This window comes from Kibdelosporangium aridum (assembly GCF_900176515.1).
Classification (GTDB): Bacteria; Actinomycetota; Actinomycetes; order Mycobacteriales; family Pseudonocardiaceae; genus Kibdelosporangium; species Kibdelosporangium aridum.
On record NZ_FWXV01000009.1, the window covers coordinates 331,885 to 356,410 of the forward strand.

Annotated in this window: 28 protein-coding genes; 16 read left to right on the forward strand and 12 right to left on the reverse strand. The window is 67.0% G+C overall.

Going from position 1 to position 24,526, the window contains the following annotated elements:
- Positions 1 to 67: 67 nt before the first annotated feature.
- A complete protein-coding gene (locus tag B9C43_RS39755) occupies positions 68 to 1,117 on the reverse strand; it encodes a YihY/virulence factor BrkB family protein (RefSeq protein ID WP_084432534.1) in 1,050 nt (349 codons plus the stop codon).
- 154 nt (positions 1,118 to 1,271) lie between these two features.
- Here B9C43_RS39755 and B9C43_RS39760 point away from each other — a divergent pair, with 154 nt between their 5' ends.
- From B9C43_RS39760 to B9C43_RS39800, 9 genes are all read left to right on the forward strand, one after another.
- Positions 1,272 to 3,017, forward strand: a complete 1,746-nt coding sequence (locus B9C43_RS39760; protein ID WP_084432537.1) for a DEAD/DEAH box helicase — start codon at positions 1,272 to 1,274, stop codon at positions 3,015 to 3,017.
- 123 nt (positions 3,018 to 3,140) lie between these two features.
- On the forward strand, positions 3,141 to 3,452 hold the full coding sequence (locus B9C43_RS39765) for an SAV_915 family protein (protein ID WP_235039117.1): 312 nt from the start codon (positions 3,141 to 3,143) through the stop codon (positions 3,450 to 3,452).
- Positions 3,449 to 3,745, forward strand: coding sequence for a hypothetical protein (locus tag B9C43_RS39770; protein WP_084432540.1), 297 nt, complete (start codon positions 3,449 to 3,451; stop codon positions 3,743 to 3,745). Before B9C43_RS39765 ends, B9C43_RS39770 begins: the two co-directional genes overlap by 4 nt.
- Position 3,746: 1 nt before the next feature.
- Positions 3,747 to 4,904, forward strand: a complete 1,158-nt coding sequence (locus tag B9C43_RS39775) for a WXG100 family type VII secretion target (protein ID WP_084432543.1) — start codon at positions 3,747 to 3,749, stop codon at positions 4,902 to 4,904.
- Entirely contained in the window at positions 4,891 to 5,682 is a 792-nt protein-coding gene (locus tag B9C43_RS39780; protein WP_143446919.1) for a PH domain-containing protein, read from the forward strand. The genes B9C43_RS39775 and B9C43_RS39780 overlap by 14 nt, the downstream gene beginning before the upstream one ends.
- A gap of 319 nt (positions 5,683 to 6,001) precedes the next feature.
- A complete protein-coding gene (locus B9C43_RS39785; RefSeq protein ID WP_084432550.1) occupies positions 6,002 to 7,126 on the forward strand; it encodes a sugar ABC transporter substrate-binding protein in 1,125 nt (374 codons plus the stop codon).
- 72 nt (positions 7,127 to 7,198) lie between these two features.
- Positions 7,199 to 7,975 carry an ATP-binding cassette domain-containing protein gene (locus B9C43_RS39790; protein ID WP_084432553.1) on the forward strand — a complete coding sequence of 259 codons (777 nt, stop codon included), beginning with the start codon at positions 7,199 to 7,201 and terminating at the stop codon, positions 7,973 to 7,975.
- A gap of 35 nt (positions 7,976 to 8,010) precedes the next feature.
- Positions 8,011 to 9,459 (forward strand): sugar ABC transporter permease, encoded by a 1,449-nt coding sequence (locus B9C43_RS39795; RefSeq protein ID WP_084432556.1) that lies wholly within the window; start codon positions 8,011 to 8,013, stop codon positions 9,457 to 9,459.
- Between the two features lie 5 nt (positions 9,460 to 9,464).
- Entirely contained in the window at positions 9,465 to 10,640 is a 1,176-nt protein-coding gene (locus B9C43_RS39800) for an ROK family transcriptional regulator (RefSeq protein WP_084432559.1), read from the forward strand.
- A 98-nt stretch (positions 10,641 to 10,738) separates the two neighbouring features.
- On the opposite strand, the gene B9C43_RS39805 is transcribed toward B9C43_RS39800, so the two are convergent.
- From B9C43_RS39805 to ppgK, 6 genes are all read right to left on the reverse strand, one after another.
- Positions 10,739 to 10,918: a DUF7455 domain-containing protein gene (locus tag B9C43_RS39805; protein WP_033391384.1), complete on the reverse strand. Its 180-nt coding sequence runs from the start codon at positions 10,916 to 10,918 to the stop codon at positions 10,739 to 10,741.
- 491 nt (positions 10,919 to 11,409) lie between these two features.
- Positions 11,410 to 11,781 (reverse strand): FKBP-type peptidyl-prolyl cis-trans isomerase, encoded by a 372-nt coding sequence (locus B9C43_RS39810; protein ID WP_033391383.1) that lies wholly within the window; start codon positions 11,779 to 11,781, stop codon positions 11,410 to 11,412.
- A gap of 61 nt (positions 11,782 to 11,842) precedes the next feature.
- Positions 11,843 to 12,361: a TetR/AcrR family transcriptional regulator gene (locus tag B9C43_RS39815; RefSeq protein WP_033391382.1), complete on the reverse strand. Its 519-nt coding sequence runs from the start codon at positions 12,359 to 12,361 to the stop codon at positions 11,843 to 11,845.
- The gene (locus B9C43_RS39820) at positions 12,342 to 12,734 is read right to left on the reverse strand and encodes a DUF4260 family protein (protein WP_084432562.1); all 393 of its coding nucleotides are present in this window, start codon (positions 12,732 to 12,734) and stop codon (positions 12,342 to 12,344) included. The genes B9C43_RS39815 and B9C43_RS39820 overlap by 20 nt, the downstream gene beginning before the upstream one ends.
- A 118-nt stretch (positions 12,735 to 12,852) precedes the next feature.
- Positions 12,853 to 14,235, reverse strand: coding sequence for an RNA polymerase sigma factor (locus B9C43_RS39825; RefSeq protein WP_033391381.1), 1,383 nt, complete (start codon positions 14,233 to 14,235; stop codon positions 12,853 to 12,855).
- A 176-nt stretch (positions 14,236 to 14,411) separates the two neighbouring features.
- Positions 14,412 to 15,173: a polyphosphate--glucose phosphotransferase gene (gene ppgK, locus B9C43_RS39830; RefSeq protein WP_033391380.1), complete on the reverse strand. Its 762-nt coding sequence runs from the start codon at positions 15,171 to 15,173 to the stop codon at positions 14,412 to 14,414.
- A gap of 73 nt (positions 15,174 to 15,246) precedes the next feature.
- Here ppgK and B9C43_RS39835 point away from each other — a divergent pair, with 73 nt between their 5' ends.
- Positions 15,247 to 16,032 (forward strand): inositol monophosphatase family protein, encoded by a 786-nt coding sequence (locus tag B9C43_RS39835; RefSeq protein WP_084432564.1) that lies wholly within the window; start codon positions 15,247 to 15,249, stop codon positions 16,030 to 16,032.
- Here B9C43_RS39835 and cei read toward each other — a convergent pair.
- Positions 16,029 to 16,742 (reverse strand): envelope integrity protein Cei, encoded by a 714-nt coding sequence (cei, locus tag B9C43_RS39840; protein ID WP_084432566.1) that lies wholly within the window; start codon positions 16,740 to 16,742, stop codon positions 16,029 to 16,031. The two genes, B9C43_RS39835 and cei, sit on opposite strands and share 4 nt — an antisense overlap.
- A gap of 507 nt (positions 16,743 to 17,249) precedes the next feature.
- On the opposite strand from cei, the gene B9C43_RS39845 reads away from it, so the two are divergent.
- Positions 17,250 to 17,558, forward strand: coding sequence for a DUF4193 domain-containing protein (locus tag B9C43_RS39845; RefSeq protein WP_033391377.1), 309 nt, complete (start codon positions 17,250 to 17,252; stop codon positions 17,556 to 17,558).
- Between the two features lie 112 nt (positions 17,559 to 17,670).
- Here the strand turns inward: B9C43_RS39845 and B9C43_RS39850 are convergent, their stop codons facing one another.
- Complete coding sequence (locus tag B9C43_RS39850; RefSeq protein ID WP_084432569.1) at positions 17,671 to 18,135, reverse strand: DUF3093 domain-containing protein; 465 nt, start codon at positions 18,133 to 18,135, stop codon at positions 17,671 to 17,673.
- 24 nt (positions 18,136 to 18,159) lie between these two features.
- On the opposite strand from B9C43_RS39850, the gene dut reads away from it, so the two are divergent.
- From dut to B9C43_RS39865, 3 genes are all read left to right on the forward strand, one after another.
- The gene (gene dut, locus B9C43_RS39855) at positions 18,160 to 18,639 is read left to right on the forward strand and encodes a dUTP diphosphatase (RefSeq protein WP_033391375.1); all 480 of its coding nucleotides are present in this window, start codon (positions 18,160 to 18,162) and stop codon (positions 18,637 to 18,639) included.
- Entirely contained in the window at positions 18,639 to 19,292 is a 654-nt protein-coding gene (locus tag B9C43_RS39860) for a DUF3710 domain-containing protein (protein WP_084432572.1), read from the forward strand. The genes dut and B9C43_RS39860 overlap by 1 nt, the downstream gene beginning before the upstream one ends.
- A gap of 153 nt (positions 19,293 to 19,445) precedes the next feature.
- Positions 19,446 to 20,555, forward strand: coding sequence for a hypothetical protein (locus B9C43_RS39865; RefSeq protein WP_084432574.1), 1,110 nt, complete (start codon positions 19,446 to 19,448; stop codon positions 20,553 to 20,555).
- Here B9C43_RS39865 and B9C43_RS57035 read toward each other — a convergent pair.
- The 3 genes from B9C43_RS57035 to B9C43_RS39885 form a co-directional block, all read right to left on the reverse strand.
- Complete coding sequence (locus B9C43_RS57035) at positions 20,552 to 21,652, reverse strand: DUF6923 family protein (RefSeq protein WP_160097020.1); 1,101 nt, start codon at positions 21,650 to 21,652, stop codon at positions 20,552 to 20,554. The two genes, B9C43_RS39865 and B9C43_RS57035, sit on opposite strands and share 4 nt — an antisense overlap.
- A complete protein-coding gene (locus B9C43_RS39880; RefSeq protein ID WP_033392687.1) occupies positions 21,652 to 22,422 on the reverse strand; it encodes a bestrophin-like domain in 771 nt (256 codons plus the stop codon). The genes B9C43_RS57035 and B9C43_RS39880 overlap by 1 nt, the downstream gene beginning before the upstream one ends.
- A 99-nt stretch (positions 22,423 to 22,521) precedes the next feature.
- Positions 22,522 to 23,169 (reverse strand): alpha/beta fold hydrolase, encoded by a 648-nt coding sequence (locus tag B9C43_RS39885; RefSeq protein ID WP_327224378.1) that lies wholly within the window; start codon positions 23,167 to 23,169, stop codon positions 22,522 to 22,524.
- A gap of 188 nt (positions 23,170 to 23,357) precedes the next feature.
- Between B9C43_RS39885 and B9C43_RS39890 the strand changes: the two genes are divergently transcribed.
- Positions 23,358 to 23,738, forward strand: a complete 381-nt coding sequence (locus B9C43_RS39890) for an OB-fold nucleic acid binding domain-containing protein (protein WP_033392686.1) — start codon at positions 23,358 to 23,360, stop codon at positions 23,736 to 23,738.
- Complete coding sequence (locus B9C43_RS39895; RefSeq protein WP_084432583.1) at positions 23,735 to 24,484, forward strand: DUF3159 domain-containing protein; 750 nt, start codon at positions 23,735 to 23,737, stop codon at positions 24,482 to 24,484. Before B9C43_RS39890 ends, B9C43_RS39895 begins: the two co-directional genes overlap by 4 nt.
- Positions 24,485 to 24,526: the final 42 nt, after the last annotated feature.

Below are 24,526 nucleotides of genomic sequence, written 5' to 3' on the forward strand. Positions count from 1 at the left end.
ATGTCCCAGAGCCTGTCACAGGCCGCGCGTGTGAGCATGCACCTATGGCGTGACTTTCGAGTCGTTCCTAGGGATGAGTTTGTGTTGGCCGCGAGGATGACTCCGTCCGGCTGACATCCTGTGCACCCTCTGTGGTGACGTTCTCGGAACGGATGTGCTCGGCCACCCGCTCCATTTCCAGCCGCCGCCACCGCCGTCGTTGCCGGCTGGTCATCTTGGCAGGCCACAACTCCTGGATCGCGGCGTTGAAATGCGCACCGAGGACTATGGCGAACCCGATGAAGAAAGTGAACAACAACAACGCGATCGGAGTGGCGAGCGCGCCGTACGTGTAGCCGGTCGTGGTGATCCACTCGATGTACAGCCGCAACAGGCTGCTGGACAGCATGAACACGGCAACCGCGAGCACAGCGCCGGGCACACCACGGTGCCATGGCAGTTTCCGTGGCAGCGCGAGCTTGTACAACGTCGTCACCGCGAGCAACGCGAGGATGCCAAGAGTGGGGTAGTACAACAGGTCCACGTAGAAGGAGACCTGTTCCCGCCATGACGCCGGGAAGAAGTTCGGCAGGATGTCCGGGCCGAGCGCCAGCAGCGGCAACCCGACGATCAGGCCGACCAGGCTGACCATGTACAGCAGCAACGCGAAGATCCGCTGCCACAGCGGATTGCGCACGGTGTACTGGTCGTGCGCGGAGGTGATCGCGTCGACGAACGACGCCATGGCCGACGAGCCCGCCCACAGCGAGATCAGGAAACCGATCGACACAACCTCGCCACGCCCGGTGCGCAGGATGTCCTCGACCGTCGGCGTAACGATGTCGCGGACCACGTTGTCGCTGAAGATCGTGAACGAGAACCCGACGATCCGGTCCTGCACTTGGTCGAGGATGTGGGGGCCGAACCAGCCGGACACGAAACCCAGGCTGCCCAGCAGACCCAGCAGCAGCGGGGGGAGCGAGAGCGTCTGCCAGAACGCCGCTTCGGCTGCCTCGGAGAAGATGCTGCCGTCCCACGCGCGTTTGAAAGTGCGTTTGACCAGCCCACCAGGACCACGGCGTGGTGCCACGCCGTTGGCCGCCTGTGGATGCCCGTCGCTCATAACAGTCTCAAGCATGGTCCATGGACCGTGATTTGGCCGACTCGACCCGCCTGTTGAGCAGCGACCGCGCGGCACGCCCGGCGGGCGGAAGGTAGGCTGCGAGAGCCCTCAACGAGTCCAGCGGGACACGCCCTGAGGGCATTCGTGTGCGAAAGGAGCCGAGAGTTACGTGGTAGCGCCCGACTACGCACCCCCGGCCCCGCCAGCGTCACCAGCCCAACGCCCGCTGCGTGCGTGGCAGCGGCGTGCGATCACGAAGTACCTCACGGCCAAGCCAAAGGACTTCCTCGCGGTGGCGACGCCGGGTGCCGGGAAAACGGTGTTCGGCCTGCGGCTGGCGTTGGAGCTGCTGGCCGACCGGACGGTCGAGTCGATCACGATCGTGGCACCGACCGAGCACCTGAAGCACCAGTGGGCGGCCTCGGCTGCGAACTTCGGCATTCCGATCGACTCGAACTTCAGCAACGGCCAAGGCCAGACCTCCCGGGACTACCGCGGTGTGGCGGTGACGTACGCGCAGGTGGCGGCGCACCCGACGTTGCACCGGGTGCGGACGGAGAACCGCAAGACGCTGGTGATCCTCGACGAGATCCACCACGGCGGCGACGCGAAGTCGTGGGGTGACGCGATCCGCGAGGCCTTCACGCCGGCGGTGCGACGCTTGGCGCTGACCGGAACACCGTTCCGCAGCGACGACTCGCCCATCCCGTTCGTCAACTACGAACCCGACGTCGGCGGCTCGATGCGTAGCGTCTCCGACCACACGTACGGCTACGCCGACGCGCTGCGCGACGGCGTCGTGCGCCCCGTCATCTTCATGGCGTACTCCGGCGAGGCGTCCTGGCGCACGAGCGCGGGGGAGGAGTTCACCGCGCGCCTGGGCGAACCGATGACGCAGGAACAAACCGCACGCGCCTGGCGGACCGCCCTGGACCCCAGCGGCGAATGGATGCCCGCGGTCCTGAACGCGGCGGACGTACGGCTGCGGCAGCTGCGCGCCGGTGGCGTGCCCGACGCAGGCGGCCTCGTCATCGCGTCCGACCAGACCACAGCCCGTGAGTACGCCCGGATCCTGCACAAGACGACCGGTGAAGAGCCGACGGTCGTGTTGTCCGACGACCCGAAGGCCTCCGGCAACATCCAGAAGTTCTCCGAGTCCGACGACCGCTGGATGGTCGCGGTCCGGATGGTGTCCGAAGGCGTCGACGTCCCGCGCCTGGCCGTGGGCGTGTACGCGACCAGCGCCTCAACCCCGCTGTTCTTCGCCCAGGCGGTCGGCCGATTCGTGCGAGCAAGGCGCCCGGGGGAGACCGCGAGCGTCTTCCTGCCCAGCGTGCCAGTGCTGCTGGAGCTGGCCAGCCAGATGGAAGCCCAGCGCGACCACGTCCTGGGCAAGCCACACCGGGAGAAAGACGGCTGGGACGACGAGCTGCTGGCAGCGGCCAACCGGACCGAAGACGAACCAGGCGAAGAAGAGAAGGCGTTCACCTCACTGGGTGCGTCGGCCGAACTCGACCAGGTCATCTACGAAGGCTCGTCCTTCGGCACGGCGGCAGGCGTCGGCTCCGAGGAGGAACAGGACTACCTGGGCCTGCCCGGCCTGCTGGAACCCGAGCAAGTGCGGACTTTGTTGCAGCAGCGGCAGGAAAAGCAGCTGGCTTCCCGCTCTCGCAAACACGCCGAGCAAGCCGCCCGGCCCGCGGCGCCCGCCGAGAACCGCCCGCAGACCGTGCAAGAGCGCCTGACCGGCCTGCGCAAGGAACTCAACACCCTGGTCGCGATGTTCCACCACCGCACAGGCAAGCCCCACGGCGTCATCCACGGCGACCTCCGCCGCCAATGCGGCGGACCGCCGACAGCCATGGCATCGGTCGAACAACTCGAGGAACGCATCGCCACCTTGCGCTCCTGGTGAGGACTTGACATCCCCTGGTCTGTTCCGTGACAGATAGTCAGACGTAGATCACTGATCGTGAGATCTGTGCTCTAATCGGTCGCGAACAGTCACGGAGACCAGCATCAGGGGAGGTGCGAATCCGTGAGTTCGCCGCGTGAGGCCACCACAACGCCGATACCTGCCGAGTTCCCGCCTGTCGTGTACTTGCCGGTGGCTGAGACAGTCACTGACGCATCGTTCGCGCAGATCGAGTTGAGGCGAACCAAAGACGGCCGGATGGCGCTGCTCGCATACTCGGCGCTGGACCGGCTGCACACGTGCTGTGGACGGCAGCAGCCGTGGATCGTGATGCCGACCGCCGCACTCGACGAGGTGCAGCGAGCCTATCCGTTCCAGCTTCTTCTCCTTGACGTGATCATTCCGGAGGACAAGCGGCATGGCGGTGGCACGTGAGCCCGCCGGTGGATTCGGAAGTGGACGCGGGTGTTCTCGACGGCATCGCGAGCACACTGCGCAGAACCAGTGCGGAAGTCGACGCGGTCGGCAACTCGGTTCCGGCGGCGCCTGACGCGGGCGATGGGACTCCCGCGATCGTGGGAATCATGGCGCGTCTGGTGGACAACGCGGGGCAGTTGGTGATCGGCGCCGCCGCTGCCGCCGAGGCGGTCGCGAAGGGCAATTCCCGATACCAGGAGAACGAAGCTGCGACCGCCGGGAACCTGAACAACGCAGGCGGAACGGGCTGACATGCCGATCGACACGAGGATCGCGGGCAATCCCGAGAGTGTTCGTGGCGTCTCGCATTGGCTCAGAGGATCACTGGCCAAGGAGCTATCCGAGGCCGCGAGCCAGATCTATGCCGCGCGCAACCAGGCCGACTCCGGCTGGCGCGGCGCTGCCAGTGCGGCATTCCGCGCCAAGATGACTGACGGCGCGCAGAAGACAGACGGGCTGGCGACCGCCGCTTCCGACGTAGCGCAGAAATTCGACGACTTCGCGGCGCAGTTGCATCGAGCGCAGGAGGACATGAGGACGGTCCGGGCGAATGCGGCGGCGGCCGGGCTGAAAGTGGACGGGGACACGATCCTGGAGCCAGGTCCGCCACCACCCACGCCGCCTGCGGCAGACGCAGCCACTCCTGAAGCCGTCAAAACTCACGACGATGCCGTGTCAGCGCAACGGATCCACGCGGCACAGGTGGACGCGTACAAGGCCGCGGAAAAGGGTGCCGAGGCGGCGCGGATCGTCGCCAAACTGGCCGCCGACACACTGAAGAACGTCCTCAACGACGTGTCCAGCAAGTGGTTCCTGGTCATCGGAGACTTGGCGAACGGCGCAGGCGGCACGCTGGCCGCGGCCCATGCGTCGATCCTGATGCAGCAGTCCAAGCACCTGGCGGGCGAGGCGGCGAGGTACTTGGAGATGGCCAAGACCGCGCCCGCGGGGTCCTCGGCGGCGACGATCTACAGGGACTTCGACGCTTCCCGGGTGGCGGCGCACAGCGCAGACGAAGCGGCTGCCGCAGCCGCGAAGACCGAGGCGACCGCGGGACGAGTCGGACTGAAAGTGGGCGGCGCGCTTGCCGTGGCGGGTGTCGTGTACGACGTCGTGGCCACGGACAAACCCGTCGGCCAAGCGATTGTTTCCGGTGCCGCCGGGTTCGGAGCTTCGGTCCTGGCAGGCGCCGTGATCGGGACGGCGATCCCGGTTCCTGTGGTCGGCACCGCACTCGGCGCGGTCGGCGGCGCGTTGGCCGGCTTGTTCACGTCCGGTGCCGTTGACGCGATCTACCAGAACGGAATCGGAACGGTTGGCGACGCCATCGAAGCTGGTGCGGCCACGGTCGCGAACGCGGCCAAAGCCGTCGGCGGAGCACTGGGAGACGCCTGGGATGCCATCTTCTGACCGGTTGCCGTGGCCTGCTGAGTGGCCGCACCATTCGGGCCGCCGTTATGTGCCTGGCATCGTCCTGCTCGTCCTGTTCGGGCTCGCCGCGTTCGCGGCGGGCCTGGGATTTGTTGCGATCGGCGCTCCCGGCGGGTTGAAGTACGGCTCCTTCGCCGCACTCCTGTTCATGTTCGGCGCTTTCTTCATCTACTACACCCGAGTCCGAAGGCCAGCCGGCTACGCGGACGTGCGGTCCGGTAACCAGGCGACGGAAGTGCGGTATTCGCTGGTCGCCTTCGTTTGCCTGATCGCGCAGATGGGCTGCTTCACCGCGCTCTTCGTGTTCGCCGTCGTGGATTACGCGCGCCACGGGATCACTGCGGCGGCTATCGCGTTCGGGGGACTGGGCTTGGGGGTGGCGACATTTGTTGTGGGTGTGCTGTCGGGGCGGGTTCGGCGTGGTCGGCTGACGTTGTCCGCTGACGGGATCGAGCAGCGCGGGTGGACCTTCTCGTCGTTCCTGCCTTGGGAGGCGTTCGCCGGGGTGAAGGCCGCCTACAACGGTCGACCCGAGGTCCTCGTCATCGCCTACGCCAACGCTGAGTGGCGGAAACAGCAGGTCGTGCGGTTCTGGAAGATCGACAGGCTGCCGCCCGTTCCCATGATCGAAGTCGACTGCGCCCAGTTCGCCGTGCCACCCGAGGGCCTGTACGCACTGCTCAAGCACTATGTCGAGCATCCCGAGGCGCGGACCGAACTGGGCACCGACGCCGTCCTCGCCCGACTCCGCCGGTGAGGTGTCCAACAAACCCCAGTTTGTTGAAGGGCAACCCACATTGTCGGTATTTGGTGTTTCATACCCCACTGCCGACAACAAATTAGGCCGGGGTTCGGGACACTTGACGTCCGATTTGTCCGCCTCGGTCGAGTTGATCACTCACCAGCCGTAGTGAGGTCGTCACTGTTCAGGGGGTCGAGGCCCTTCGGTTACGTCGTCGTTGCCACTTCGTATCCCACAAAAGCTTCTGAATCGAATCAGTGTGCTTCCAGTCACGTGGGTACCGGGCATATGTTGTGGCGCACAACATTTTCGAGTCCCACTGGAAGGACGACGAATGCGTAGCAAGACCCTTGCCCTCGCCGCCGTGGGTGCGGGTGTCGCCCTCGTGCTCTCTGCTTGCGGGGCCAACGAGGCACCGGCGCCCGGTGGCGGTGGCTCCACTCCGGGGGCGTCCGCTCCGTCAGGCGGCGGTACCAAGATCGGCGTCATTCTGCCGGAAACCGCCTCCTCTGCCCGGTGGGAGGGCTTCGACAAGCCGATGATCCAGGAGGCCATGAAGGCGGAGGGGCTCGAGGCCGACGTACAGAACGCCCAGGGCGACACCGCCACCTTCACCCGGCTGGCCGACGGCATGATCAGCCGAGGCGTGAAGGTCCTCGTGATCGCGTCGATCAACAGCGAGCTCGGCAAGACCGTCGCCGCCAAGGCCGCCAACGCCGGCATCCCTGTCATCGACTACGACCGCCTCAACCTGGGCGGCAGCTCCAAGTACTACGTCTCGTTCGACAACACCAAGGTCGGTGAGCTGCAGGGCGCGGCCATGGCCGAGGCGCTGAAGAGCAAGCCGGGTGCGCAGGTCATCGAGATCGAGGGCGCGCCGACGGACAACAACGCCACGTTGTTCCACGCCGGTCAGCAGAAGGTCCTCAAGCCGCTGTACGACGCGGGCACTCTCAAGCTGGTCAAGTCCCAGCCGATCGACAACTGGGACAACCAGAAGGGTGGCCAGCAGTTCGAGCAGATCCTGACGCAGAACGGCGGCAAGGTCGACGGTGTCGTCGCGGCGAACGACGGTCTCGCCGGCGCGGTCATCACCGTTCTGAACAAGAACGGCCTGAAGGTCCCGGTCACCGGTCAGGACGCCACCGCGGCAGGCCTGCAGGCAGTGCTTCGCGGCGACCAGTACATGACTGTGTTCAAGCCGATCAAGCAGGAGGCCGAGGCTGCCGCCAAGCTGGCCGCCGCCCTCGCCAAGGGTGACACCGCCGCCGCCGACGCGATCGCCACGCAGACGGAGAAGGACCCGACGGGCAACCGCGACGTCAAGTCCGTCCTGCTGACGCCGCAGACGATCACCAAGGCGAACGTCAAGGACGTCATCACCGCCGGTTACGTCAAGGTCTCCGAGGTCTGCACCGGCGATGTCCAGCCGCTGTGCGCCCAGGCAGGCATCTCCTAGTTCGCCCGATCTCCGGGGTGGGTGCCTGCCCCCGACTGGCACCCGCCCCGGTTCCATCACGGAGTACAAACCATGAGTAGTGATCCGATCCTCGAGATCAAGGGTCTCAACAAGAGCTTCGGTCCGGTCCACGTCCTGCACGACGTGGACTTCACTGTGCGAGCGGGTGAGGTGACCGCACTCGTCGGTGACAACGGCGCCGGAAAGTCCACTTTGGTCAAGTGCATCGCCGGGATCTACGGTCACGACTCGGGAACCGTTACATTCCAGGGCAACGAGGTGCACATCCGCGGGCCGAAGGACGCCGCGCAACTGGGCATCGAGGTCGTGTACCAGGATCTCGCGCTGGCCGACAACCTCGACATCGTGCAGAACATGTTCCTTGGCAGGGAACGTGGTTCGCGATGGATGCTCGACGAGGCCGCGATGGAGAAAGCCGCGCGCGAGACACTCGCGTCGCTGTCGGTCCGCACGGTCAAGTCGGTGCGTACGCCGGTCGCGTCGCTGTCCGGTGGTCAGCGGCAGACCGTAGCCATCGCCAAGGCGGTGCTGTGGAACAGCAAGGTCGTGCTGCTCGACGAGCCGACCGCCGCGCTGGGTGTCGCGCAGACCCGTCAGGTGCTCGACCTCGTCCGCAGGCTGGCCGAGCAAGGCCTCGGTGTCGTGCTGATCAGCCACAACATGGCGGACGTCTTCGAGGTCGCCGACCGGATCGCGACGCTCTACCTCGGCCGGATGGTGGCCCAGGTGCCGACGAAGGAAGTGACGAACACCCAGGTGGTCGAGCTGATCACCGCCGGACGGTCCGGTGAGCTTGGCCTCGCCCGTCCCGACACCGTGACCATCTGACGCCGACCGCCTGAAATACGAACTGGACCCCACGCATGACTGAGAAGCCTTCCGCCACCGGCACGCACAGCGCGCCGGAGGAAGCGAAACGCGCCGGTGCGATCTCCGACTTCGGGATCGACACCACTTCGAAGACGACCAGCGAGGCGATCGGCGACTACTTCGCCAAGGTGCGCGGCGGTGAGCTCGGCTCGTTGCCCGCCTTGGCAGGCCTGGTCGTCCTGGTGATCTACTTCGCCACGCAGTCCGAGTTCTTCCTGTCGCTCAACAACATCGCGAACCTGTTCCAGCAGGGCGCCAGCACCGTGATCATCGCGATGGGCTTGGTGTTCGTGCTGTTGATCGGCGAGATCGACCTTGCCGCTGGTACGGCATCAGGTGTGTGTGCCGCGGTCATGGCGTTGCATGTCGTGCGCAACGGCAACCTGTTGGGCGGCATGGGCGGCACGGTGTTCTACGTGTTCTGTGCGCTGCTGGTGGTGGCGCTCGGGCTCGGCCTGCTGATGAAGATCTGGGCAGGCGCGGCGTTCGCGTTGGTCGCGCTGCTCATCACGTTGGTCGGTGTGCCCGCCAACGCATGGCTGGAGATGCTGCTGGCGATCTCCGTCGGCGCGTCGATCGGCTGTGTCACCGGCTTCCTGGTCGCCAAGATCGGTATGCCGTCGTTCGTGGTGACGCTGGCACTGTTCATCACCTGGCAGGGCGTGATCCTCAAGCTGATCGGCCAGGGTGGCACGCTGCCGATCAGCTCGGAATCGCCGACGCTGAACGCGGTCGCCAACGGCAACCTGAGCATCTCGGGCAGCTGGATCTTCTGCGTGATCGCGGTCGCCGGATACGCGGCCGTCACGCTCGGGCAGCACTTCAAGCGGCTCAACAGCGGCCTGGTCACCCAGCCGACACCGATCGCGCTGGCCAAGGTCGCCGCGATCGCCGTGCTGGCCATCGTCGGTACGTACGTCTTCACGATCAACCGCTCGCAGAGCGCGATCGTGATCGAGGGCGTTCCGTACGTCGTGCCCATCGTGCTCGGCATCATGGTCATCGGGTTGTACGTGCTCAACCGCACCCGCTACGGACGGCACATCTACGCCGTCGGTGGCAACTCGGAAGCGGCCCGCCGTGCCGGTATCAACGTGTCCAAGATCCGTGCCAGCGTGTTCGTGGTGAGCTCGGCGCTCGCGGCGATCGGCGCGATCGTGTACTCGTCGAAGGTCGGCTCGGTCGACCCGCAGGCCGGTGCGCTGAACACGCTGCTGTTCGCCGTTGGTGCGGCCGTCATTGGTGGTACGTCGCTGTTCGGTGGACGCGGCCGGATCACCGACGCGGTCATCGGTGGCACGGTCATCGCCATCGTGCAGAACGGTCTCGGCCTGCTGAACTACGGCGCCGCCGAGATCAACATCATTACTGGCATCGTATTGCTGGTCGCGGCCACGGTCGATGCGTTGTCGCGCCGTCGTGCGGCGGCTGCCAAGTCCTGATCGCCGTGACTACTTCGCCGACCGCGGGGGCTCGGCCCGACGAGGTACGCAGGCACAACAGGACAGCACTGTTGCGACGCCTGCACATCGACGGGCCGTGCACCCGTGCGGCGCTGACCACGGAACTAGGACTCAACCGCAGCACGATCAAGGCGCTGGTGGACGGCTTGGCCGAAGCCGGCGTGGTGGAAGAGCGAGTGCCGCTGCAACGCAGCGGCGCTGGCCGCCCATCGCTGCTCGTCCTGCCCCAACCACACGCGGCCGTCGTTCTCGCGATCGACATACGCGTCGAAGGCGTCGCCATTGCCCTGGTTGGCCTCGGTGGGCAGATCCTCGGCCGTAACAGCTGGAACCTCTACGGACGCGCCAGCCAGCCCGACGAGGTCGTCGCACACATCGTGGACTCAACCCGTTGGCTGGTCGGTGAACTCTCTGTCGAGACGGCCGCGGTTGGCGTGTCCGTGCCGGGTGTGGTCCGTGGGTCTGACGGGCTCGTGCACGAGGCGCCCAACTTGCACTGGACCGACATCCCGTTAGGGGAATGGCTCTCTACGGGCCTGGGAATGCCCGTACGACTGGGGAACGACGCGGAGCTCGGTGCGTTGGCCGAGCACGTCCGCGGCGCCGCCCGTGGCGCATCTGACGCGGTGTACGTGTCGGCTGATGTCGGCGTCGGCGGTGGCGTGATCTCCAACGGCTCGCCGATGCGCGGAACAAGCGGATACTTCGGCGAAATCGGGCACATGGTGGTCAAGCCCGGCGGAAGGCCGTGCTACTGCGGAAGCCACGGCTGCTGGGAGACCGAAATCGGCGAGGCCGCGATGTGCAGGGCGCTGGAACTGCCCGAGGGCTCGCCGCGCGGCGCGATCGTGGCCGCGTTGAAGGAACTGTCCGCGCACTCGTCACTGGCGCGCGAGCAACTCGCGGAACTGGTCGACTGGCTGGCCCTCGGCCTGGTCAACGTGGTCAACATGCTCGGCCCCGAGCTGGTGGTGCTCGGGGATCTGTTCACGTCCCTGCCCGCCGCGCTGATCGCCGACGTCGGCCGCGAGGTCCGGACCCGCAGCCTGGTCAGCAGGGCCGTTGGCGGGACTCGAATCGTGCCTTCGGTGCTCGGCGGTGACGCGAAACTGATCGGGGCGGCCGAACTGGCCTTCGAACCGGTGCTCGGCAAGATGTGAGCCGTCCAGGCGGTGCTTGTCCTCGCTTGGACAGCAGTAGGGGCGGGACTCACGCTCAGAGTCCCGCCCCGCACTACGTCTTGGCTGTGATCGTGGTCTCAGCCCTTCTGCAGCTCTGCCTCCAACTCCTTCAGGCGCGCCTCGTGCTCGCGCGCGTGGTGACCGCAGAACAGCAGTTCTCCTCCTGAGGGCAGGATCGCCCGAACCTGCGCGGCTGCCCCGCAGCGGTCGCAGCGATCGGCGGCTGTCAGTTCGGGGCGGGTGAGCGTGGTGTTCATGGTAAATCTCCCTCCGTCCCGGCACCGTGGTCGGTGCCCTCGTCAGGCTGCGACCACTGGGTCTCCCCTGGCTTCGGTTGCCGGCGGGATACCCGATGTTCGCTACCTCTACTCTTGCAGACGTTTTGGCGATCGTCAGTGTTCCCGCGCCCGAGAGAGACAGCCGTAACAATTGGTTCGCCCGGTTGCCGTAGTGGCTGTCCCGATATTCAGGATCTTGTGGTGTCCCGGCCGAGTGGCGTGGTACAAGCGCGCGCTTCGCCGCGGCGATGGGCCTTCGCCCAGCTCAGCTTGGCGTGGCGAGGCGGGGGACACGGCGGGCTGACACGTTCGTGTCGACTTACACGCTCAGTGAGGGCGATGGTGTGATGTACGTCGCTTTCTTGGCCGACGGGTATGCGTGCGGTGCTCGTTGCTCCCGGTCAGCGTGGCGATGATCGGTTCGCTGGCGGGCTCACCCTCCGAGTACGTGAGCCCGCCTGGCGACTCGGCTAGTTCACGCCGAGCAGGTCGACCACGAAGACCAGGGTCTCGTTCGGCTTGATCGCCGCGCCCGCGCCGCGTGCGCCGTAGCCCAGGTGCGGCGGGATGGTCAGCTTGCGACGGCCGCCGACCTTCATGCCCGCGACGCCGCGGTCCCAGCCCTGGATGACCCGGCCGCCGCCGAGCGGGAACTGGAAGGTCTCGCCGCGGTCCCATGACGCGTCGAACTGCTTGCCGGTCGAGTGCGAGACGCCGACGTAGTGCACGGTCACCGTGTGGCCTGCCTGGGCCTCGGGGCCGTCGCCGACGGTGATGTCCTCGATCTCCAGCTCGGCAGGCGGGTTTCCAGTGATCGGGCCGATCTCAGGCTTCGTCGCCACGAGGTGTCCTCCATAAAGCGTGCTCCTGCAAGTACCAGGACAACGTACTCAAGCGCCCTGGTCAGCGCTGAACAGGCTCGTCGAACGCGGCCAGTCCGGTGTGCCAGGCGCGGTCGAGGTCGGCTCCTGGCGGAAACCGGCCCTCGAGTTCGAGGATCACCATCCCGTGTGCGAACGCCCAGATCGCTCGTGCGCGATGTTCATCGCCGCCGACGACACGAACCAACGGCAGTGCGGCCCGGTCTTCCACACCATCGGGTAGCAGATGCCGGGGGAGTGGTCCGGAGTTCATCAGCCGGTACAGGTGCGGGTGCGCCAGTGCGTAGGCCCGGTATGCGGCTGCGAGCTCGGTCAGCGAACTCGTCGATTCCAGCGAGCGGGCGACCTCTTCCATGGCGACCGCGATGACCTGGGCTTCGACCGCGAGTTTGTCCGGGAAGTGCTTGTAGAGCGAGGGTGCGCGGATGCCGAGGCGGTCGGCGAGCGCACGCATGGTCAGCGAGGACGTTCCGCCGTGCTCGATCAGCGCGCGGGCCGCTTCGACGATCTGCGTGCGCCGTTCAGAGACGCCTGCTGCCATCGAGGTTCCTCAATCCATACCCGAACGTGCGATCCATGGCGATGTGGAGCAGCCACGCCAGACCGGCGGCGAACAGCGGGACCATATCCAGATCCGAGAAGCTGTAGCCGACCAGCACCACCAACGGGATCCACGGCCGGTGCACCGCGTTGTAGAACGGCACCGCTTTGGGTGAAAGTCTGCCGTCGCCGCCTGACCGCATGTCGATGAACATCGTCAGATCGGGTGCGATGAACAGGGCGAGCGCCGTGGCCCATGACCAGCCGCCGTGCTTGACCACCTCGAAGATCAGGAACGCGAGTAAGAACAGCGCCAGCGCCGCCCAGGCGACGCGGTGGGCGATCGGGCGGACGGGTGCGAGTACCTGCGACATGGCAACTCCCCAGATGGCTAACGTTGTTAGCTTCACGATAAGGCTAACAACGTTAGCCGTCAAGGCGATGAGAAAGCCCCCGGCCGCGGCCGGGGGCTTTCTCGGAAAAGAACGCCGATCACTCGAGGTAGTCGCGCAGCACCTGGGACCGCGACGGGTGACGCAGCTTCGACATGGTCTTCGACTCGATCTGCCGGATGCGCTCCCGGGTCACGCCGTAGACCTGGCCGATCTCGTCCAGGGTGCGGGGCTGGCCGTCGGTCAGGCCGAAGCGCAGCCGCACCACGCCCGCCTCGCGCTCGGACAGCGTCGCCAGCACCGACTGCAGCTGGTCCTGCAGCAGCGTGAACGAGACCGCGTCGACCGCGACAACGGCCTCGGAGTCCTCGATGAAGTCGCCGAGCTGGCTGTCGCCCTCGTCGCCGATGGTCTGGTCGAGCGAAATGGGCTCCCTGGCGTACTGCTGGATCTCCAGCACCTTCTCCGGGGTGATGTCCATTTCCTTGGCGAGCTCTTCGGGCGTCGGCTCGCGGCCGAGGTCCTGCAGCAGCTCACGCTGGATCCGGCCGAGCTTGTTGATCACCTCGACCATGTGCACCGGGATACGGATGGTGCGGGCCTGGTCGGCCATGGCGCGGGTGATGGCCTGCCGGATCCACCAGGTGGCGTACGTGGAGAACTTGTAGCCCTTGGTGTAGTCGAACTTCTCGACCGCGCGGATCAGGCCCAGGTTGCCTTCCTGGATCAGGTCGAGGAACGCCATGCCGCGGCCGGTGTAGCGCTTGGCCAGCGACACCACCAAGCGGAGGTTGGCCTCCAGCAGGTGGTTCTTGGCGCGCTCACCGTCACGCACGATCCAGCGCAGGTCGCGCCGCATCTGCGGGGTGAGCTTCTCGCTCTCCTCCTCGGCCTTGCGCACCCGCTCGGCCGCGTAGAGGCCTGCCTCGATCCGCTTGGCGAGTTCGACCTCCTCCTCGGCGTTGAGCAGGGCGACCTTGCCGATCTGCTTGAGGTACGCACGCACCGAGTCGGCCGAGGCGGTGAGCTCGGCGTCCTTGCGGGCCTGGCGGAGGGCCTCGGACTCCTCCTCGTCCCAGACGAAGTCGCCGCCGCCCTCCTTGGCGTCCTTGGGGAGCTTCTCTTCTTCCTCGTCCGGCTCTTCCTCGACCACCGGCTCGTCGACGAGTTCGGCGTCGTCGGCCTCGAGGTCCTCGAGGTCTTCGAGCTGGACGTCCTCGAGCTCGCCTGGCTCGTCGGGATCGCCTTCGCCGGACTTCTTGGCCGTGGCCGGGCTCGCCTTGGCCGCCGGCGCCTTGGTCGCGGTCTTCTTGGCAGCTCGGGGTTTGGCTGCGGTCTTGCGACCCGCCGACGCCTTGGCCTTGGCGCCCGCCGTCGCGGGCTCTTCGGCGTCGGTCTTGCCGGCAACCGAAGCGGTCTTGGTCGTCTTCGCCGCGCTCGCGGTGCTCGGGGAGCGTCGGGTTGCGGTCTCTGCGGCTGCCACGTACGCCCTTTCGAAACGGTCGACAACGGCAACACGGCGGGGGTCGAGTTGCCGGGAGTTCGGGGAGAGCCTCCGGGCTTTGCCGAAGGCGCTGTTCCATTGTAACGACGCCCGGCGAGTGCGGTGACACAACAAGGGCGTGAAGCCAGTTCCTACGGGTGCGAATAACCCGCGAATCAGTGCTGGACGCCGATATCCGCCGCCACGGCGGCGCCGACAATCCCCGCGTCGTTGCGCAGTTCAGCGGCCACTACTTTGGTACGAACGTCCAACAAAGGCAGCCACTTGTCCGCCTTCTTGCTCACCCCGCCGCCCGCGATGATCAGGTCCGGCCAGATCAGGTCCTCCAGCCTGCGCAGGTAGCGGGTGACGCGCTTGGCCCACTCCTCCCACGACAGGTCGTGCTCCTCCTTCACCGAGGCCGCGGCCTTGGTCTCGGCGTCGTGCCCGTCCACTTCGAGGTGGCCGAACTCGGTGTTCGGGACGAGCTCGCCGTCAAGGAAAACCGCGCTGCCGATGCCGGTGCCGAAAGTCAGCAACACCACCACACCACTGCGGTCGATATCTGATCCATAACGGATTTCCGCCATACCGGCCGCGTCCGCGTCGTTGAGAACCACGATCTCGTTCGGTTGCCTGCCGAGTCGTTCGGCGAACAACGCGTGCGCGTCAGTGCCGATCCATTTCTTGCTGATGTTCGCGGCCGACAACGCCTTGCCGTGCTTGACGACGGTCGGCAACGTCACGCCGACCGGTCCGTGCCAGTCGAACTGCTCGACGGTCTTGGCGACCACGTCGGCGATCGCGTCCGGTGTCGAAGGCTGCGGGGTGTTCGTCCTGACCCGCTCACCGACGAGCGATCCGGCCTGAAGGTCGACCACGCATCCCTTGATTCCGGAACCGCCGATGTCTACCCCGAAGCCGCGGGTGCCAGCCATCCCCGTGGTCCTTCCTTCTCGATTCAGTTCCCAGGTGATGGGGGGACCATAACCGATGTGGTCGGATGTACCCATGGTCCATCTGCGGGACACTTTGCGCCAAGTTGCCGTCCGGGTGGCGCGCGAGGCGGGCGAATTGATCGAGACGACGCGACGCTCCGCTGTGCGGGACGTGTCGACCAAGTCCAGCGCCACCGATCCGGTCACCGCGGGTGACCGCGCCGCCGAGCGACTGATCCGTGACCGGCTCGCCGAACTGCGACCAGGTGAACCGGTGCTCGGCGAGGAAGAAGGCGGCGCCGTGGCCGTCGACGGCGTGCGCTGGGTCGTGGACCCCATCGACGGCACCGTGAACTACCTCTACGGCTTCCCGTGGTACTCCGTGTCGGTTGCTGCCCAGTTGGACGGCATCACCGTCGCAGGGGCCGTTGTGGAGCCCGCAAGCGGCCGCGTGTGGTCGGCCGCGCGGGACGGTGGCGCCACGCTCGACGGCCAGCCGCTACGAGCCAGCGCGGTCGAGGACTTGGAGCTGACCCTCGTCGCCACCGGGTTCGCCTACCGGCCGGAACGCCGGGCCAGCCAGATCGAGGTGGTCCGCAACGTGCTCACCCGGGTGCGCGACATCCGGCGGACCGGATCGGCCGCGCTGGACCTGTGCATGGTCGGCGCCGGATGGGTGGACGCCTACTTCGAGGCCGGCCTCAACCCGTGGGACTGGGCCGCCGGTTCGCTCATCGCCGAGGAAGCGGGCGCCGTCGTGGAGTTGCCGGGCACGGGCGAGCTGGGCGACGCCGTGCTGGCGGCAGCCCCGGGCGTGGCCGCCCAGCTGCGCAAGCTGCTGATCGAGGCGGGCGTCTAGCAGGGTGCCCGGCGGATCGCGTCGATCCACGCCTGGTCGAGCTGCGGGCCCGCGCCCTCGACCGACTGCAGCCCACCGGACTGCGGCGGGTGCTGTGCGCCCCACTCGGTCAGCACACGCAGGATCTGCCGGGTCTCGGCCTTGATCGGCAGCTCGTCGAACTTGCGCCCGACCACCAGCTCCACCGACGCGTCCTGGCGGTTGTCCTTGACCAGTTCCATGCACGGGTCGAGCAGGCTCAACGTCCGCGCGGCGGCGACGCCCTGCGGGCCGAACCGGATCTGGCCACGGCACGTCATGTCCCGCGACGGGTACTGCGGGTCCTCGGCCGGTGCCCCGACCTGGGTGAAACCGAGCTGCTTCAAGCCTTCCGAGACCAGTGCCGCCTCGCCGCGCTGTGTGCTCGCGTTCAGCACCCTGACGCTGACCTGGTCGGGCGGTGCCGCCGAAGTCTGGTCAAGGCCGGTCTGATCGACGTGTTCCCCGGGTGGTGGTGGTGGTGCTGGCGGGGCGGATTCGCCGGACGCCGCGGTCACCGGCGCCCCGGGATCGCATCGCACCCCCTTGGCCTCCGGCTCCTTGCTGGCCACGTTGAGCCAGACCACGGCCGCCCCCAAACCGAGTAACAACAGCATGATCAGCGCAGGAAGAGGCCGCCGCTTGCGATATCTGGGGGCCTGCTCACCCCCGTTGAAGCTCCCCGCCGTCACGTGTGCCCGCCCTCCATCGCCGGCCAGATTCCCCTGCTGTATCTGTCGACTGGCTGTTGACTTTTGTTGCTGTGATCAGCCTAGGCGTTTCCGCCGGACTACGGGCATCGGGTCGAGTACATCCAGTAGCCGTTGCCCGATGCGACTTCATGATCGCGGACAGTGAGACACTGCAGGTATCCGACCATGACCGGGCTTTGGCGGCAAGTCCGTGCCGTCCCCCGATCGCCTGGTCGGACCGGTCCGGACGTGTGCGGCAGGGCCGCTGCGCGCAACCGGGAACACACCCGGATGGGTGATGCGTTGACTGAACGGGCGTGAGATGGGCTACCCTCTGCGCGCTCCGGTCGCCGAAGACTGAAGGCCGAATCGATTCGGTTGGCCAGAAATCCTCCCGCGACCAGGGGAGACGTCCGTCACTCCAATGGCGGGCACAAAATCGGGCCCTGGAACGTTGTCCAGCGGCACGAGTGCATGGTGATGATATGACCGCAGGGGTGAAACAAGATGGCGACCGACTACGACGCTCCTCGCCGCAGCGAGGCTGACGACCTCGCCGAGGACTCCCTTGAGGAGTTGAAGGCGCGCCGCAACGAGACGCAGTCCGGTGTTGTCGACGTCGACGAGTCGGATACCGCTGAGAACTTCGAGCTCCCCGGTGCCGATTTGTCCGGCTTGTCCGGCGAGGACCTGACCGTCAAGGTGATTCCGAAGCAGGCCGACGAGTTCACGTGCTCGCACTGCTTCCTGGTCCACCACCGCAGCAGGCTGGCCGAAGAGCGCGACGGCCTGTACGTCTGCCGCGACTGCGCCTGAGACCGGGCGTCGACCAAGAAGAACGAAGAGATATCCGATCCGGGTACCTGGCCTCGTGAGCCAGGTACCTGGCTGTGTCTGGATCGGCTGTCTGGGCAAGCGGGGCGTCCCGCTATGTCTGGGTGGCGTGCTGCCGCAGCAGCGCGGCGAGTTTCTCGGGGGAGCGGGTGGAGAAGATCCAGTACGGCGTGGGGTCGTCCGGGTCGGTGAGATGAACCCGCAGAGCGGTCGGTATCCAGCCGCGGTGCAGTACGAACGCGGCCGGGTCGAGATCACGTCCCAGCGCGCGGCGCTTGTCGTGCACGCCGAGCACCTCCACCTCGCCGACGAACTTCAACGGCAGGTGCGCGTCAGCGACCCACAGTTCGCCGTCGGCCACCTTGACCTTGGCGCGGCCCGCCCAGAACAGCAGGAACGCCATCAGCGGCAGCAAGATCACGTACGGCAGCCAGGACCGGATTCCCTGGTAGCCCAGGTGCACGGTGGCCGCCATCAGCGCCGCGCCGATCATCGGCATCGGCCAGCTCCACCAGGAGACCGAGAGCCGTTCGGAATGGGCAAGCGAGGTGTCCGGCACGCCACCAGGGTAGTCTCGCCGCTCGTGCCCAGCGTGCAGGTCCTGATTTCCCGGCTCGACCCGGGTGTGCCCATCCCGTCCTATGCCCGGCCCGGCGACGCCGGGGCTGATCTGGTGACCACGTCGGACGTCGAGATCGCGCCGGGTGAGCGCGCCATCGTCGGCACCGGGGTGGCCATCGCGTTGCCGGACGGCTACGCGGCTTTCGTGCACCCGAGGTCCGGCCTCGCCGCCAGAGTGGGCCTGAGCGTGGTGAACACGCCGGGCACGATCGACTCCGGGTACCGGGGCGAGATCAAGGTCTGTCTGATCAACCACGACCTGCGTGAGCCGATCCGGCTCAGCCGGGGCGACCGGATCGCACAACTGGTCGTGCAGCGGGTCGAACATGCGGTATTCCAAGAGGTGGAAGAACTGGGCGACTCGGCGCGCGGCGCGGGCGGGTACGGGTCGACCGGTGGGCATGCGGTTCTCGCGTCCACACGCGGGAAGACGGAGGAATAGTGGCACTTTTCGGGCGGCGCCGAGCCAAGAACGACGAGCCTGCCGAGGACTATGACGACTTCGACGGCGAGGACTACGCCGAGGAGGACTCGGCGGAGGGGGCCGTCCAGGGCGATTTGGCGTCTATGTCCGGACCGTTCGACGAAGAGCCGCCGGACGACGGCCTGCCGCGACTGGACCTCGGCTCCGTGCTGCTGCCCGTGCCGGACGGCGCGCAGCTGCAGGTGGAGATGGAGCAGCCAGGCGTGGTGAAGGCGGTGCACGTCATGACGCCGAGCGGCCAGATGACCGTCACCGCGTACGCCGCACCGAAGTCAGGCGGTCTCTGGGAAGAGGTCTGCGGCGACCTGGCCAACGAACTGAAGGCCAACGGCGCCCAGGTGCGCAGCGCGTCAGGCGAGTGGGGCCAGGAGCTGATGGCCAACCTGAACGAGATGTCGTTGCGGTTCGTCGGCGTGAACGGACCCCGGTGGATGCTGCGCGGCGTCGTCGCGGGCCCGCCGGAGCAGTCCGCGCAGGCCGCGCACGGCCTGCGGTCGCTGATCCGCGGCGCGGTCGTGGTCCGTGGCACGCAGCCGATGCCCGTCGGCCTGCCGTTGCCGATCGAACTGCCCGACGAGATCGCCCAGCACATCGCGGCCCAGGGCGGCTGACTCTCCGGCTCGCGCGCCGAGCCGGCCTTGGCGCGCGGGGGCTTCATGTTCCCGTCATGCCGGTTTCCGACAGCCGCGGATCTGTCCATCATGGCCACCAGCTGCTGATACTGGCCGCACCTTGTCCACGGGGGCGGGAGTTCAGGAGCCAGTGTGAGAACGTTGAAACAAGCGCTGCGCGGGATCGTCTTCGCCGTAGTGCTCGGCGTCGGTGTGACAGCGGTACCGGCGCACGCCACCCCGGCCGACCAAGCCCGGCAGACCGTCGAAGCGCTCGACTGGGCGCGGGTCGACGACTTCGCCGCCCGTCTCGGTGTCGACCACGACGAGTTGACCGGCGACGTGATCAACCCGGACGACTACCAGTGTTCGGCTGCGACGCCGGTGCGGACCTGGCTCGCCGGCCAGGTCGCGGACTGGACGTCGGTGGATCGCGGGTACGCCAACCTCGGGCAGCAGTTGGTCGTGCTTGACGCGGTGCTGTTCCCCGCGGGCACGAGCTTCGGGCTCAACGGCGAGTACACACAGGACATCACGACCGTCTTCCGCGATCTGAAGACGTTCTGGGACATCGACGGCAGCACGATCAAGGTCGCCCCGCTCAACAGCACGATCCTGCTCAGCCAGCCCCGGCTGTCCAGAGTGCTGCAACTGCTGTTCGGCCTGCCGCCGCAGACGATCGACCCGGTGGCCGCCGCGTTGGTCACCATCTACGACCAGCCGCAGTTCGACCACGGCAGGCATCCGTTCTTCAGTTTCAACGCGTTCGCTCAGCAAGGCGGACTGGAGATCCCGGGCGTCGGAGTCATCCCCGACGAGATCCTGATGGGTGACGGCGTGCTCGCCGGGTTCGCCGCCGTGGGCCTCGGCGACGTGAGCGCGAAGGCCATCTTCGCCCACGAGTACGGCCACCACATCCAGTTCAGGCGCAACCTGTTCGAGTCGGATCTGACCGGCCCGGAAGCCACCCGGCGGACCGAGTTGATGGCGGACGCGTTCGGTTCGTACTACCTGACGCACGCCAGGGGCGCGACGATGCAGTGGAAGCGGGTGCAGCAGTTCGAGCAGATCTTCTTCCAGCTCGGTGACTGCGGGTTCGCTGCCGTCAGCCACCACGGCACGCCCAGCCAACGGCTGCGCGCCGTCGAGTGGGGGTACAACGTGGCGGACAGTGCCCACAAGCAGGGGCATGTCCTGCCCACGTTGACCTTCGCGGACCTGTTCGACCGCACACTGCCGGAGCTTGTGGCGCCGGACGCCTAACGGTGTCGTGCGGCTGCCGCGACCGCGGCGCTGGCGCCGATGATCAGCACCACAGTGGTTATCGCCCAGCGCCGCTTCTTCTCCGTGTCCGGTTTCCTCGGCGCCGCAACGGGTTTGGCGGACGGCGGCGGGCTCTTGCGAGTCTTTGTCGTCGTCGGTGCCGGGGGCGGTGATGGCGGTGGCGGCGGCTGGATCACCTGCCGCACAGGCGGTGGCGGCGGAGTGGTCGTCGTCGGACGCGGGGTGCTTGTCCTTGGCGGAGTGGGCCGTTGGGACGGGGGTGGCGGGGGCGGAGGCGGTGGTTGGGGTGGCGGGGCTGGTGGCTCGACAACGGGCGGCGGGGTCAGGCAGCCGGCCGCGTCCGTGGTGTCGGCGGGCGCGAAGGCCGCCACCTCAACGGTGTTCTTCGGTGCGTTCAACGGAATCCGGTACAGCCGGCTCTTGCCGTGCGACCGGTTGACGATCGCGTACAGGATCCGGCCAGGAGCCATCAGCACCGCGCCGTACGTCCCGACCGGCAACCCGGAAGGCTTGGCCACCACACGGACCTTGCCGGTCAACGGATCGACGCTGACGACCATGCCGACGCTTGTCACGCCGTACAGCAACGCGTCCGAACCGAAATCCCAGTCGTCGACGTGCGCGAGCCACGACAGCCACTTCGTCCTGGTGATCTGCAAGTACGTCGGGCTCGCCGGGTTGATGTCCAACGACACCAGCTTCAGGCCGTCACGCAGGAACAGGGTCGACCCCGAGATGGCTCCCGCGGTCGCGTCGCCGATGCCGCGCACTTTGCCCCGGTCGACCGCCGTACCACCGCGATCGAGCGTCACCACGTGCGAACGGGTCGATACGCCGTACAACAGGTTCTGGCTTCGTGAGTAACCGATCGCGTTGAGCTCGTTGGAGAACTTGCGCAGCTCCGCCCCTCGGCCCTCCGGCAGCGCGAGCCTGACCAAAGTGGACATCGAGCCGTGTTTCGGGGTGTACACCTCGAAGGCGTCGCACTCGCCGTCGGCCGCGCGGGCGGAACCGGAGCCGGTCAGGCCACTCGCCATCACGATCGAAGCGGCCAACGCCAGACTGGGCAGTCGCATCAGTTCAGCCGGTCCAGCACGGCGGTGAACGCGTCCGGGCCGACCGCGGCGCCGCCGCTGAACGGGTTCTGCAACTGGTAGATCGCGAACAGCAGCAACGTGATCGCGGCCGCGAGGGTGCCGGAGATCAACGCGTGCGAGAGCACTTTCGGCCCGCCGTGCAAGTAGATCAGGCCCATCACCATCACGCTGCCGATCAGCAACGCGAACCAGACCACCGTGCTCACGCCGCCGCCCGCGGCCGCGTCCAGCCGGGCCTGCCTGGCTTGGTAGACCTCCCATAACTGGTCGGTGGCCGCGGCCTTACGGCTTTCCTGCCATGGGTCGTCCGGTGTGGTCGGCGCGTGGGCGATGGTGTCGCGCAATTGCTCGAGCTGCTGCCAGCCTGCCGTGCTGTTGACCGTGCCCCGGTCGCTCATCTGCGGCCATTCCTGGCTGACGACCGTGTTGGAGTACTCCATCGTGATCTGGCGGACCTTCGTGCTCACCGGTTCCTGCAGCGCTTCGGCCGACCAGGACACCGCGACCAGGTTGTTGGCTTCCCGCTGCGAATCGCCCTGCGCCGCGCTCACGCCGTCGAATAAGGAAATCAGCACGAACGCCAGCAGCACCGCGTGCAGACCCGCGACGATCGTGAACACCTGTCCGGCGACTTCGTTGTTCCCGCTCAGCCCGACGGTTGCCGGTATCCGGTGGACGAGGACCGCGACCAGTGCGGCGACCACACCCGCGCCAATGATCCACAACGCGCCGCTCAGGTAGATGCTCACGCCGCGGAAGGCTCGTGCAACACAGTGTGGCCGGACAAGACCTGCGCGTGATTACCACTCTTCGACCACTCCGGTTTCGCCGATTCGGAGCAACGCCGGTTAGCTCGGCTGCTCCAAACGCGTGATGCCGATGGCCCTGAGCCACGCGAGAACCGTCGCGCGGCCAAGCGATTCACGATCATTCCCCAAGGCGCGCAACGTTGTTGTGCACAGCCGGGCGTTGGGGATGGTCGATGCCCAACGCTGCGCGACACCGATCGGGTGGACCGGGTCGTCCGAACACCCAGCAATTCCCGTCGGCACGGTGATCTGGGCCAATTCGGTCAATTCGGGTGCGGGTCGCGTCGCCGCCACGTCCAACGAATCCGCCAAGCCCGGTTCGGCCCGTCGCCACGCACGGGACAACTCAGCCGCCAGCCACGGCTCGGCGTCAACTGTGGCGAGGGTCGCGTCGACACCGTACTTACGTACCGCCTGCGCGCTCAGCCGCGCCGAGACGGCAGCGGGTGCATTCCCGGGTGACCCATTCCACGCCGGGAGGGCGAGCAGCAACCCGGCGCATCGTCCTGGGTTGGCCAGCGCCCACTCCACCGCGAGGTGTGCTCCCAGCGAGATCCCCCCGGCGAGAACCGGCTCGCCAGAAAGGTCATCCAATGCCTTCAGATGCGTTTCGGCCAGCGTTTTCCCGGGTACCGGGCGGGGCGCGACCAACTGAATACCGATCGTACGAAGCGGACCTTCGAACACTGACCGGACAAAAACCTCATCCGAGGCCGTACCTGGCAGAAGAATCGCGGTCTGAATCGTGTCCGACAGGGAACGCCCAACCCCCACCTGACGTTGGTGTACTGACACGGTTCCGGCCTCCTGCCTACGGTTACGCTTGATTGTGCACGGGTCGGAGTCGGGGCCGATCCCACCATTGAGGAGCAGGCATGGGTGTCGACAAGGGGGACGGATATTTTCGCCGTCTTGTCCGCAAGCTGACCAGCGACGTCGAAGAGCTGGACGCCGATGACCTGTCCGCCAGCGTTGAGGCGAGCGGCGCCATCAAGGCGTGCGACTGCCGCTCCGGCCAGGAGGTGACGGTGCTGGGCAGGCTGCGCAGCGTCGAGCTCTCGCCGGGTGACGCGGTCGCCACGCTGGAGGCCGAGCTGTTCGACGGAACCGAGGGTGTGACATTAGTCTGGCTCGGCCGACGGCGGATTCCCGGTATCGAACCGGGCAGGACGGTGAAGGCGAAAGGCCGGATCGCGGTGCGGGACGGCCGCAAGGTCCTCTACAACCCCTACTACGAGCTGCAGACGACTACATGACTGATGAGACGCCCAAGCCAGAGTCCGAGAAGGCCGCGCGGGCTGAGCAGGTAGACCCGGCCGAGAAGCCGATGCCGACGCTCTGGGAACAGATGGGCGGGATGGTCGGGTTCATCTCGGCCTCCATCCCGGTCGCCGTTTTCGTGATCGTGAACTGGGCGACCAGCATGGGTCCGGCGATCTGGAGCGCGGTGGGCGCCGCGGTGCTGATCGCGGTGATCCGGATCATCCGCAAAGAGCAGTTGATGCCCGCGGTCTCGGGCATCTTCGGCGTGGCGATCGCGGCCTTTATCGCCTACCGGGTCGGCGAGGCCAAGGGCTTCTTCCTGTACGGCATCTGGGTCTCCGGCGTGCTCGGAGGGTCGTTCCTGGTCTCGATGTTCGTCCGGTGGCCGCTGGTCGGCGTGATCTGGTCGACGCTCAACGGGCACGGGCTCGGCTGGCGCAAGGACCCGAAATCACGGCGGGACTACGACATCGCGACCGCGGCGTGGACGCTGGTCTTCGCCTCGCGCGTGGTCGTGCAGCAGTGGCTGTACAACGCTGACGAGACGACGTTGCTCGGCGTCGCGCGTATCGCCATGGGCTATCCGCTCACCGCGATCGCGTTGCTGGTGACGGTCTGGGCGGTGCGCCGCGTGGACAAGCGCGACAAGGCTCGTGAGGAAGCCGAGAAGGCGGAGAGCGAGACCGTCGAGCGTGAGCTACGCGCGAAGTACGACACCCCGGCCCAAGAGTCCCCCTGAGGTATTACGGGATTAATCGGAGCCTCACCGGATGTGGCCGGG